The organism is Oleiagrimonas sp. MCCC 1A03011, assembly GCF_003267965.1.
Taxonomy (GTDB): domain Bacteria; phylum Pseudomonadota; class Gammaproteobacteria; order Xanthomonadales; family Rhodanobacteraceae; genus Oleiagrimonas; species Oleiagrimonas citrea.
Genome location: NZ_MSPY01000004.1, coordinates 130,706 through 143,284 on the forward strand (window position 1 = coordinate 130,706; position 12,579 = coordinate 143,284).

Annotated in this window: 6 protein-coding genes; 5 read left to right on the forward strand and 1 reads right to left on the reverse strand. The window is 63.4% G+C overall.

Going from position 1 to position 12,579, the window contains the following annotated elements; genetic code table 11:
- The first annotated feature begins 64 nt into the window (after positions 1 to 64).
- The 5 genes from BTJ49_RS09965 (at position 65) to BTJ49_RS09985 (ending at position 9,470) form a co-directional block, all read left to right on the forward strand.
- A complete protein-coding gene (locus BTJ49_RS09965) occupies positions 65 to 2,470 on the forward strand; it encodes a hypothetical protein (RefSeq protein ID WP_146742318.1) in 2,406 nt (801 codons plus the stop codon).
- A 51-nt stretch (positions 2,471 to 2,521) separates the two neighbouring features.
- On the forward strand, positions 2,522 to 3,640 hold the full coding sequence (gene cfa / locus BTJ49_RS09970; protein WP_113065246.1) for a cyclopropane fatty acyl phospholipid synthase: 1,119 nt from the start codon (positions 2,522 to 2,524) through the stop codon (positions 3,638 to 3,640).
- A 68-nt stretch (positions 3,641 to 3,708) separates the two neighbouring features.
- Positions 3,709 to 4,584 (forward strand): TraB/GumN family protein, encoded by an 876-nt coding sequence (locus BTJ49_RS09975; protein ID WP_113065247.1) that lies wholly within the window; start codon positions 3,709 to 3,711, stop codon positions 4,582 to 4,584.
- A 63-nt stretch (positions 4,585 to 4,647) separates the two neighbouring features.
- A complete protein-coding gene (gene parC, locus BTJ49_RS09980; RefSeq protein WP_113065248.1) occupies positions 4,648 to 6,888 on the forward strand; it encodes a DNA topoisomerase IV subunit A in 2,241 nt (746 codons plus the stop codon).
- A gap of 191 nt (positions 6,889 to 7,079) precedes the next feature.
- Positions 7,080 to 9,470 (forward strand): penicillin acylase family protein, encoded by a 2,391-nt coding sequence (locus BTJ49_RS09985; RefSeq protein ID WP_113065249.1) that lies wholly within the window; start codon positions 7,080 to 7,082, stop codon positions 9,468 to 9,470.
- 583 nt (positions 9,471 to 10,053) lie between these two features.
- On the opposite strand, the gene BTJ49_RS09990 is transcribed toward BTJ49_RS09985, so the two are convergent.
- Entirely contained in the window at positions 10,054 to 12,396 is a 2,343-nt protein-coding gene (locus tag BTJ49_RS09990; protein ID WP_113065385.1) for an SEC-C domain-containing protein, read from the reverse strand.
- Positions 12,397 to 12,579: the final 183 nt, after the last annotated feature.

A 12,579-nucleotide genomic window follows, 5' to 3' on the forward strand; every position in this document is an offset into this window, starting at 1 on the left:
GCAGGACAGGCCATTCACCATACTCGGGAAGTATGGACAAATGGCTCCGCACAGGGGAGTACCGATGCATATTCGTACGTGGCTCGTCATGGCAGCATGCGCTGTCTCCTTTCTGGGCAGCGCTCATGCAGCGCAGCATCGATTCACCGTCAAGGACGACATCCGCATCGCCACCTTCGGCGACTACCCCGTCCCACCCATCACTTGGTCGCCGGACCGCAGCAAGGCCGCCGTTTATGTCGAACGCGGGCAGCTCGAGCAGAACAAAGTCGAAGGCATCCTTCGCATCTATTCCACACGCGCACTGAAGAAATGGATCACGGGACCCAAATCCGCTGCGCCACCGACGCCGCTGTGGACCATTTCGATGGCGCCCTACAAGGAAGGGCCGGCAATGAGCAACATTCGCTGGACGCCGGATTCACGCGCTCTGACTTTCCTGAAGTTCGTTCACGGCAAACACCGTCTGGTCTTTGCCGATTTGTCCGGTAAACGCCTGCAAATACTTTCACTGCCCGGACAGGACGTCACTGCAGCGGACATCCACGACCGACACCACTACGTCTACGCGGCACGCGATCCGAAAATCTACAAGCCCAGTGCCAGACAAACCGGCAGCGAGGACGTGACCGGACGACCGCTGTTCACCATCGTCTACCCAGTCGACAAGTATCCGCAGCAAGCCAAGTTCTATGAACGCAGCGAGTTGTGGGCCGCACGGGGCGGCGCACCGACGCGCCTGGAAGATCCCAACAGCGGCAAGCCGCTGTACATCTTCGGCGAGGGCCAACGCGACCTCAGTCTGTCGCCGGACGGAAATTGGCTGCTTACGGCCCTTCCAGTGCGCAACGTCCCTGTCGCCTGGGAGCAGTGGCCCGTCGTCCTGAAGACCTACAGCGTGCATGGTGGACCGCAGGATCTCGGTCCGCTCAGCCTCAACCAACGCCTCGTCAGCCGCTACGCGCTGATCAACCTGAAAACCGGCGCGCAACGCTTCCCGTCGAAAGCACCGACCGGCTTCTCCGCGACCTGGTTCACGCTGGTGCAGCCGGCATGGTCGCCCGATTCCCGACGCGTGCTACTTCCGGACCAGTTCCTGTTCGGTGCGGACGGGAGCATCACTCGGAACCCGCCATGCGTCGCTCTGGCTCGCGTCGACCATGCAGGCGTGTCCTGCATCGAGCACCTGAAACCGCTCTATGTGGACGGCAAGCCCGCTCGCAAGGAATCGCTCAAGCACCTGCGCTTTGGCGGTCCCGACAACCGTGAAATTCTGATCGACGTCGAGCGTCTGCATGTCCGCGATCACCGCAACGTGACACGCCGCTACATGCCCCATGGGCAACACGACTGGACGCTACTCACCGCGAAAACCGGACACGACGCGACCGACAGCGACACGCTGAAGCTGTCCATCCGCCAACGCTACGACCTGCCGCCGAAGCTGGTCGCGACCGATACCGCGAATCACCGCTCCCGCATTGTCTGGGACCCGAACCCCCAACTGGCCAACGTGACCCTGAACCCGATTTCGATCTTCCACTGGAAGCTTCCGAACGGCCACGTCATGACCGGCGGCCTGTTCAAGCCCGCGGATTATCAACCGGGCAAACGCTATCCGCTGGTCATCCAGACGCACGGCTTTCACATCGGCGAGTTCAGCCCGAGCGGCGTCTACACGACGGCCTTCGCCGCCCAGGAACTGGCCGCGCAGGGCTTCATCGTGCTGCAGACCAACAGCTGCCCGGAAATCCTGACGCCCGACGAAGCCCCCTGCCAGGCGCGTTCGTACGACGCCGCGATCGACAAGCTGCAACGGCTGAAATGGATCGACCCGCAACGCATTGGCATCGTCGGCTTCAGCCGCACCTGCTACTACGTGCTGGAAGCACTGACCCGAGGCAAACACCATTTCGCGACCGCCACCATCACCGACGGCGTCAATGCCGGCTACTGGCAGTACATGCTGTCCCTGGATGCATTCGGCAACAGCACGTCCCGTGAAGACGACACGCTCAACCAGGCGGCCCCCTTCGGCAAGGGTCTGCAGAAATGGCTGAAGAATGCGCCCACCTTCCACATGGACAAGGTGACCACGCCGCTGCTCGTCGTCGGCACCGAAGCCAGCGGCGTCGAATTCCTGTGGGAACCGTATGCCGCGCTGCGCTATCTGCACAAGCCCGTCGCCATGAACTTGCTGCACTCCGACGAGCACGAAAACACGCAGCCGGCCGCGCGCATGGCCTCGCAAGGTGGCACCGTTGACTGGATGCGTTTCTGGCTGCAGGGTCACGAAGACCCGGCACCGGAGAAACGCGCACAGTACCGCCGGTGGGAGCATCTCTGCGACATGCAGCGCGCGCAACATCCCGAAGACCCGAGCTTCTGCGTGAAATCACCCGCGTCCATCCCCACTTCGGATACGGCGGCGAGCCACGTATCGATACAGGGTACGCACACAAGGACCTGACACGTCCCGCGACGTTCGCCCCGAAAACTTTTCCGCATCGAGGAGCAGCCTGTGAGCGACGATTCACTCAAGGAACGCGCCATCGCCCTGCTGGCGAAGGCGGACATCCACCTCGACGGCCCCGCGCCGACCGACATCCATGTGCATGACTCCCGTCTGTACGCACGCGTGTTCGCGCATGGTTCGCTCGGTCTGGGCGAGGCCTACATGGAGGGCTGGTGGGATGCCGAGGACCTGCCCGGCTTCTTCACCCGCATTCTGGCCGCGCAGCTGGATCGCGACCTGAAGACGCTGGACACGCTGATCGCGCACCTCAAGGCGCGCTTCGTCAATCTGCAACGCGGCGAACACGCCTTCGAGATCGGCAAGGCCCATTACGATCTCGGCAACGACCTGTTCAAGGCCATGCTGGGCAAACGCCTGGTCTACTCCTGCGGCTACTGGGCCGAAGCCGACAACGTCGACGACGCGCAGGAGGCCAAGCTCGACCTGGTCTGCCGCAAGCTGAAGCTCAAGCCCGGCATGCGCGTGCTCGACATCGGCTGCGGCTGGGGCGAAGCGCTGAAATTCGCCGCCGAACGCTATGGCGTGGAAGGCGTCGGCGTGACCGTATCGCAGGAACAGGCCGAGTTCGCACGCGAACTGTGTGCCGGACTGCCCGTCGAGATCCGCCTGCAGGACTATCACGACGTCGACGAAACCTTCGACGCCATCTACTCGATCGGCATGTTCGAACACGTCGGCGGCAAGAACTACCGCAGCTACTTCGAGATGGTGCGTCGCTGCCTGAAGCCGGACGGTCTGTCGTTGCTGCACACCATCGGCAGCAACGGCGCGCCGGCGCAGCCGGACCCGTGGATCGAGAAGTACATCTTTCCCAACTCCATGATCCCCGCCGCCAGCCAGGTCGCGTCCGCGCTGGAGGACCTGTTCGTGGTCGAGGACTGGCACAACTTCGGCCCCGACTACGACCGCACGCTGATGGCCTGGACGGCCAATTTCGACGCCGCCTGGCCGCAGCTTTCGGCGAACTACGACGAGACCTTCCGTCGCATGTGGCACTTCTACCTGGCCACCTCGGCCGCGGTGTTCCGTTCGCGCCGCGACCAGCTCTGGCAACTGACACTCAGCCCGGACGGCGTGCCCGGCGGCTATCGCGTGCCGCGTTGACCCGCACCGGTCGCGCGCCGCGCGAATCGCGCTAAAGTAGGCGGATCGTCGTCCCACGAAGGACCGCCATGACGCTTCTACAACGCCTCGCGCGACTGGCCGTGGTCGCGCTCGCCCTGCTCGCGCTGCCGGCGCTGGCGCAGCCCGCGCTGTGGGTCGCCCACAGCGGCAACAGCACCCTGTACCTGTTCGGCACCGTGCACCTGCTGCCCGACCACATGAACTGGCACGACGCGCAACTGGACAAGGCACTGAAGTCCAGCAAGACGCTGTATATCGAACTGACCGACGACAACCAGGCCAACGTGCAGATGCTGGCGCTGAAGTACGGCCTGGACCTGTCGCACCCGCTGTCCAGCAAGGTCAACGAGGCCGACATGCACCGCCTGCAGCAGGCCGCGCGGGTCGCCGGTCTGCCCGGCGGCGAAGCCACGCTGGAGCCGATGCGCCCGTGGCTGGCGGGGCTGACGCTGAGCGTCGCGCCCCTGCTGAAGGCCGGCATGGACCCCAACAGCGGCGTCGACAAGCAGCTCAAGGCGCAGTTCGAACAGGCCGGCAAGCCGGTCAAGGGACTGGAGACCGCCGAGCAGCAGATCCGCTTCTTCGCCGACATGCCACCAGCCATGGAACTGGCCTTCCTGCACAGCGTGCTGAAGGATTTCGGCAACGCCAAGAAGGATCTCAACGAGCTGATCGGCTACTGGCAGAGCGGCAACGTCGATGCCATCGCGCGCAAGGCCGACCTGAAACTGCGCAAGCAAGCTCCCGGCCTGTACAAACGCCTCATCGCCGACCGCAATGCGCGCTGGGGCAGAAAACTGCACAACATCATGCAGACGCCCGGCGTGTATTTCGTCGCCGTCGGTGCGGCGCATCTCGCCGGTCCCGATAGCGTACAGATGCAACTGGCCAAGCACGGCATCCAGACCCGACGCCTGCCCTGAACGACTTCTCGCGCGCATCACCGGGCGCGCTGGACCCACAGAACGACACAGCAGAACCCACGCATGAACCTGCAAGCCAACTACGAACAGATCCCGCTCAAGGAATACGCTGAACGCGCCTATCTCGACTACTCGATGTACGTCGTGCTGGACCGCGCACTGCCCTTCGTCGGCGACGGCCTGAAGCCGGTGCAGCGGCGCATCATCTACGCCATGAGCGAACTGGGCCTGGCCGCCAGCGCCAAGCCGAAGAAATCCGCGCGCACCGTCGGCGACGTGATCGGCAAGTTCCACCCGCACGGTGACTCGGCCTGCTACGAGGCCATGGTGCTGATGGCGCAGCCGTTCTCGTACCGTTACCCGCTGATCGACGGCCAGGGCAACTTCGGTTCGCCGGACGACCCCAAGAGCTTCGCGGCGATGCGCTACACCGAGTCCAAGCTGCATCCCATTGCCGAAGTGCTGCTGGCCGAACTGGGCCAGGGCACGGTGGACTGGTCGCCGAATTTCGACGGCACGCTGGAAGAACCCTCGTGGCTGCCCGCGCGCCTGCCGCACGTACTGCTGAACGGCTCCACCGGCATCGCCGTGGGCATGGCCACCGACATCCCGCCGCACAACCTGCGCGAAGTCGCCACCGCCGCGATCCGGCTGCTGGAAGAGCCGAAGTCCACGGTGGCCGACCTGTGCGAGCACGTGAAGGGCCCGGACTACCCCACCGCCTCGGAGATCATCACGCCGCGCGAGGCACTGCTGGAGATCTACGAGAAGGGCACCGGCTCGGTGCGCGCGCGCGCCATCTACCGCGAAGAGAACGGCAACGTCGTCATTACCGCGCTGCCGCACCAGGTCAGCCCGTCCAAGGTGCTCGAGCAGATCGCCGCGCAGATGCGCGCCAAGAAGCTGCCGATGCTGGAAGATCTGCGCGACGAATCCGATCACGAGAACCCGGTGCGCCTGGTGCTGGTCCCGCGCTCTTCGCGCGTGGACACCGAAGGCATGATGCAGCACCTGTTCGCCACCACCGACCTGGAGAAGAGCTACCGGGTCAACCTGAACATGATCGGCCTGGACGGCCGGCCGCAGGTGAAGGATCTCAAGACCATCCTCGGCGAATGGCTGAAGTTCCGCACCGCCACGGTGACGCGCCGCCTGGAACACCGCCTGGCCAAGGTCGAACGCCGCCTGCACCTGCTCGAAGGTCTGCGCATCGCCTTCCTCAATATCGACGAAGTGATCCGCATCATCCGCACCGAGGACGAACCCAAGCCGGTGCTGATGGAGCGCTTCGGCCTCAGCGTCGAACAGGCCGAATACATCCTCGAGACCAAGCTGCGCCAACTGGCCCGACTCGAAGAAGTGAAGATCAACGCCGAGTGCGACAAGCTCGAGGAAGAGCGCGCACGCATCAACGTGCTGCTGAAGTCGCCGACCAAGCTCAAGCGCCTGATCCGCGACGAGATCAAGGCCGACGCCGAGAAGTTCGGCGACGACCGTCGCTCGCCGCTGGTCGAACGCGACGCCGCTCAGGCGCTGGACGAAAGCGACCTGGTGGTCTCCGAACCGGTGACCGTGGTGCTGTCACAGAAGGGCTGGGTGCGCGCGGCCAAGGGCCACGATGTCGACGCCGAAGGCCTCAACTACCGCGAAGGCGACCAGCTCGGCTGCGCCGTGCCCAGCCGCACCAACCAGCAGGTCGCGTTCGTCGACTCCACCGGCCGCAGCTACTCGACCCTGGCGCACACCCTGCCCTCGGCGCGCGGCAACGGCGAACCGCTGACCGGCCGCTTCAGCCCGCCCGCCGGCGCGCGCTTCGACGTCATGGCCAGCGGCGGCAACGACACCCGTCTGGTGCTGGCCTCGGACTTCGGCTACGGCTTCGTCGCCCGCTTCGAATCGATGCTCTCGAACAAGAAGGCCGGCAAGCAGCTCATCAACCTGCCCGACGGCGCGCACATGCTGCCGCCGCCGGTCACCGCCGAGCCATCGCGCGACCGCATCGTCGTCGCCACCACCGCCGGCCATCTGCTGATGTTCTCCGTCGCCGAGCTGCCGGAACTGGACAAGGGCAAGGGCAACAAGCTCATCAGCATCCCCAAGGCCAAGCTGGACAGCGGCGACGAACGCGTCGCCGGCGTCGCCGTGATCGCCGAAGGCAGCGGCGAGGTCACCCTGTTCGCCGGCCAGCGCAAACTGATCCTGAAGTGGGCCGACCTGGTCGAATACGGTGGCACCCGCGCCACCCGCGGCGGACTGCTGCCGCGCGGGTTCCGCCGCGTCGACCGCCTCGTCGCCTCGGCCTGACGCCTATCGCCTCCCCGTCACCGGCACGCCTGTCGTGCCGGTGACGGCCCTCGACGTCCCCCCCGGATTCCGGCTCACTTTTGCATCGACCGCCGAGTGCGCGATGATGGGCGCATCGGGGATATCGTCACGGGGCAGTCCCGCACCGTCCACGCACACAGCGTCGGCGGCATCGGGCAAGGGAAAACACAATGATGCGTTGGATCAAGCGGATTCTGGCCGGGATCGTGCTCCTAGTGCTGGTGGTGGCGGCTGCCGGCTACCTGGCCTTCGCCGGCAGCGAGGCGCGACTGGACGGACGGGTCACCGCCAAGGGCCTGTCAGCCCCCGTGACCATCGCCCGCGATCACCTCGGCGTCGCCACCATCACCGCCGACAACCGCACCGACCTCGCCTACGCCCTGGGCTTCGAACACGCCCAGGAACGCTTCTTCCAGATGGACCTGCAACGGCGCATGGCCGCCGGCGAACTGGCCGCCCTGGTCGGTCCGGGCGCGCTGAAGCTCGACCTCGACCATCGCCGCCACCGCTTCCGCGAGCGCGACCGCGCGCTCATCAAGAACCTGCCGGCCGAACAGCGCGCACTGCTCGCCGCCTACCGCGATGGCGTCAACGCCGGCCTGAAGAAACTGCGCGTGCGTCCGTGGGAATACCTGCTGCTGCGTACCAAGCCGAAACCGTGGCGCATGGAGGACACCTTCCTCACCGTCGACGCGATGTTCCTCGACCTCAACCGCAACGGCGACGACTTGCGCGAGATGGACATCGAACGCCTGCGCAAGGCGCTTCCGCGCCCCGTCGCCGACCTGCTGATGGCACGCTCACCGCGCTGGGAAGCCCCGTTGCAGGGCGATCCCTCACCCGCACCCGTGCTGCCGGACGCCAGCGTCTTCACCCTGCGCGGCCAGCCGCCCGCACCCGCCGCCAGCGTCGCCCTGGTCGGCCCCGACGCCGCATTCCCCGGCAGCAACAACTTCGCCGTGGCCGGCAGCCTGACCGGCGGCGGCGCCATCGTCGCCAACGACATGCACCTGAGCCTGCGCGTGCCCAACATCTGGTTCCGCGCCCAGCTGCGCTACAAGAACGATGTCGGCGCGCCGGTCGTGCTCAACGGCCTCACCCTGCCCGGCACACCGATGCTGATCGACGGCAGCAACGGCCACATCGCCTGGGCCTTCACCAACTCCTACGGCGACTGGCAGGACTGGGTGCGCGTCGATCTCGATCCGAAGAACCCGAACCGCTACCGCACGCCGGACGGCTGGGCGACCATCCAGGACCACAAGGAAACCATCGAGGTCAAAGGCGAGACCGCGCGCACGCTGACCGTGCGCGAGACGCGCTGGGGACCGATCATGGGCAAGGACCTGGACGGCACGCCGCTGGCGCTGTCCTGGATCGCCCACCTGCCGCGCACGCACAACCTCAACCTGCTGAAGCTGGAACAGGTCGATACCGTGCATCAGGCCTTGCTGGTCGCGCCGACCATCGGTATGCCGCCACAGAACTTCACCGTTGGCGACGCCGCCGGCCACATCGGCTGGACCGTCACCGGCAACGCGCTGCCGCTGCGCTCGGGCTTCGACCCGCTGGTGCCGGCCGAGTGGTCGGTGCAGGGCACGGGCTGGATCGGCTTCGCCTCGCCGCTGCAGTTCCCGCGCATCGAGGACCCGGTCGACGGCCGCCTCTGGACCGCCAACAACCGCACCACCTCCGGCGACTGGCTGACGCTGCTCGGCGACGGCGGCTACGACCGCGGCGCGCGCGCGCAACAGATCCGTGACGACCTCAACGCCCGCAACCGCTTCACCACCGAAAGCATGCTGGCGATCCAGCTCGACGACCGCGCCGTGTTCCTGACGCGCTGGCAGCAACTGCTGCAGGACGTGCTCCAGCGCCACGACGAAGTGCATCTGGACGCCCTGCAGAAGCTGACCGCGCACTGGCAGGGCCGCGCCAGCATCGGCAGCGTCGACTACCGCCTGGTGCGCGCTTTCCGCGAACAGGTCGTCGAACGCGTGCTGGCGCCGTTCGTCGCCCGCGTGCGCAAGAAATATCCGGACTTCAAGCTGCCCATGCACAGCGAAGCCGCCGTCTGGGCCATGATCCAGCAGCGCCCGATGAATCTGCTCGACCCGCGCTACGCAGACTGGGACGCCCTGCTGCTCGACGCTGCGCAAGCCGTCAACCAGAACCTCGGCAGCCGCCCCGGCGGACTCGCCGCGCAGACCTGGGGCGCGCGCAACACCGCCGCCATCCGGCACCCGCTCGCACGCGTGCTGCCCGCCTTCCTCGCCCGCCGCCTGTCGATGCCGGCACAGCCGCTACCCGGCGACCACGACATGCCTCGCGTACAGACGCCGGACTTCGGTGCCTCCGAACGCTTCGGCATCATGCCGGGGCACGAGGCGCGGTCATATCTGCACATGCCCGGCGGGCAGAGCGATCATCCGTTGTCGCCGTTTTTCGGGGCGGGGCATGAGGCCTGGGTGCATGGGCGGCCTACGCCGCTGTTGCCGGGGCCGGTGGAGCATTCGTTGACGTTGGAGCCTGCTCCGGACTCGTCTTCGTCTTCGGATTGAGGGGACCCGCGCGGCTAGCGCACCATGCGTTCGGCGCTTATGGCGCTTGGGTTCCGTGCTCCTCACGGAGCCCGGGTTCATTTTCTTGCCTTCTCCAAGAAAACGAACCAAAAGAAGGAGACCCCGGCGTCCGCGCCCTACGCGCCTGCGGCGCTACGGGTTCGCTCCGGGTTCCGGGGGTTCGTCGACAGGTCATCCTGACCTGACGACGAACTGGCGCACATCCCTGTGCGCCACCCTACGGGCCTGATCCTCCACCCTCCGCCGCTACCGGAGGGGATGGAAAAGCTCGCGGGTTGAGAACCTGCAAACTTCATGGGTTCGCAATCCGCAGCATTCGTAGGTTGGACTGAATTTGCGAAGCTCGACATCACCGCAAGCGACCATCACGGACAACCGCCTCCTAAAGCCCGCTACCGACCCAAAGAGGTCACTCAAGTACCGTATTCACTTTCCTTTGAATTACACGAGCCGCGGGCACACGCGACATGTATCAAAGTGCTGAAATCCGCAGCGATAATCCTGGCCATTCTCTTAAGTGGATCTCAGGAATAGACAGAATGAGTGACTTAGGTCATTCGCCTCATGTTCCTAGCGAACCATGACATCTTTTGTACTTTAGGCCGCTACCGCACGGACAAGGGTCATTCCGCCCCAGCTTCTTAGTCTTCGCGGGATGAAATACTCTTTTTGGTTTGTTGGGCTTCGAGACCCGCCCGCGTTGAGCTATTCGTGCGGCGTCTTCGTAAACATGGGCGTTTTTTTCCGTTTGAGCCGTCGGTATTTGAACAGCGAAAAACCGTGCGCCGTGATAGGCACCATCGGCACCAACCTCTGCAAAGATGCCAAAGGTCTTGGAAGCACCAACCGCCAGCGCGGCTGCGCCCGCTTTGTCATTGATCTTGGCCCAGTCAATTTGGGTGTCATGCCGCTGGAGCCAAACGAAGAGCGCGTCACCTTCCCCGGATTGAACAAAGTAACGGCTTGGATACTGGTTAAGAGTTTGGCGAAGCTCAGACAACATATTCGCTAGATCATTTCGACCTTCCTCTTCCCGATCACGGATATAGCTATCGGCCAAAAGCCATCCACGTGCTCGGGTGGCGTCGAGCGCTTCAAGCAGCTTCAGCACTTCCACCGGGAACGGCTGCGCCGGAAACGGGCGGCTTTCCCAATCTTCATCTTCGAAGCTCCTGTCTATGATGTCGCTCATACCGTTCCATATGACCAAATCATTCTTACCGCCCTTCAGCTGCTCGGCAATGTCTTGATCGAAGCGGTTCTTCTTCAGGTACGCACCTAGGTGGTCGAACTCGTCGAAGAGATGAGCGCGGCGTATACCTGCCACGGCTTGCCTAACCTCCATGTAGTGAGCAAATGCACCAGGAGTCGGCAGGAACCGCTTAAGCACGAACAGGTCGTCAATGGATAACGAAATGAAGGCATGCTTCCCAAGGAGCGGCTCAACCTGTGGCAGATCCTTGCAGAACGTCGAGAAGGGCGAAAATGACTCGACTGTCAGCCCAATGGGCACCATCACACGATAGTCGGTGCGGCGGATACTGCCACACTCTATGTGCTTGCCGCCGACGAGGTGGTAGAGAGGCACTTCGTCCGCAGAATTCAAGTAATTAAAGAAGCGCTCGCACTGCTTGTACGCCTTAAGTACCAAATCTTGCACTGACTGGGCGTGACGGCCGAAATCAAGCGCCGGCGACGCAATGGTGGCTGCCGCTCCTGCCTTGGCTTCGATCAAAAACAGCACATCATCGACCAGGGCTAGAGTGTCATTTTCAACCCATTGCTTGCTGGTAGGGTCCTTGTAGTAAACCTCTTGGAAAATCGTAGCGCCGGGAAGCTGGGGTGCCAGAATGTCGGCGAAGGCCGCTTCACTCATCCTTTTCTGACGACATTCAAAGGTCTTTCTGTAGTCCGGCCTCCGCTGAAGGAGGTTGTAGAGGAGCGCGCGATACCCCGCATCGCGGATAAAGCATGGGTCAACAGAGTAGTACTCCGATCCGAGTTGGATTAGGGGTTTCTTCCGGGCAGGCAATGTCCGGTAGGGTGTTCCTGCAAAATCGCCCGCTGCGAAGAACTCGATTTCTTCTCCGCGCCGGTACGCTAGGTCCGCCAACAGCGTCGGCGGCAACTTCGTATGACGGCTCACATTGGCGATGCCACCACGAAGCATGTCATCTATCGCTTGTCCGGCGGCATTCGCTTGCTCCTCATTGGCCGCAACCCAGGCTTCCATGACGTCTTCCAGAGGCTTGCCCTGCGCAGTAGCAAAGGCTTGTGCCTCCTCAAACTGCTTCTCCATCTCGGCAATAGCGGTGGCATGTCCAGAGCGGGTAGCGTTGGCTATGGCTTGAAAACCTTCTGCGATCTCGGCGGCACCAACGCCGTACACTTCTTTTAGGACATCATTGTGCGGCGCCAGAACATAGCAGTAAAACTCGCCTTCTAAGACTTGATAGCGGTTTCCGCGAAGCATGACCCAGATGGATTTCGCATGGAATTCAATGTCTGCCGTGTCGGGACCGAAGGCTCCGTCTTTCGAATCGGCGGAGGTAGCCATGGCGAAGAACATGGCCTTCTCTCGCAGTTTGTGGCTAAGTTCAAACAGCTCGACGCATTTAGCTTCGTCGAATGTCACCTCAACAGGAGCGGTATCGGACGCGAGGACCGCATGCACGTACTCCAGCAAGAATTGGTTTTCGTTGATCTGGTCATCTAAGCCGCTCGCTTCGCAATGCTCCTCGATAGCGTTTTGGCCTGCCATCGCTTTCATCATATGTTGGGCGTAGATGTATCCCAGCAAGTCATGCGCAGGCATGGCTACAATCAGCGCTCGCATGCGAGCGGCTATGTCTTCCATGTCTTTCAGCAAAGAGGCCGCGGCCTCTTTTCGTTTTTTTTCATCCATGGCCATTTACACCTGATGTTTCAGTGACGAAAGCACTAAACGATACAACTTTGACATGCTGCAGCTAACCGCTAGCAACGATACGTGAAGGAAGCTCAGCAATTTTGCGATTCCCGAGTGTCCGCAATTGGCCGGAAGAAGCCTGTCACCACAGGTAGGTGGAAATAGCTCATTCCAGCCGGA

Coding starts and splice junctions, on each gene's coding strand:
- BTJ49_RS09965 (WP_146742318.1), top strand. CDS start 65: ATGCATATTCGTACGTGGCTCGTCATGGCAGCATGCGCTGTCTCCTTT.
- BTJ49_RS09975 (WP_113065247.1), top strand. CDS start 3,709: ATGACGCTTCTACAACGCCTCGCGCGACTGGCCGTGGTCGCGCTCGCC.
- parC (WP_113065248.1), top strand. CDS start 4,648: ATGAACCTGCAAGCCAACTACGAACAGATCCCGCTCAAGGAATACGCT.
- BTJ49_RS09985 (WP_113065249.1), top strand. CDS start 7,080: ATGATGCGTTGGATCAAGCGGATTCTGGCCGGGATCGTGCTCCTAGTG.
- BTJ49_RS09990 (WP_113065385.1), bottom strand. CDS start 12,396: ATGGATGAAAAAAAACGAAAAGAGGCCGCGGCCTCTTTGCTGAAAGAC.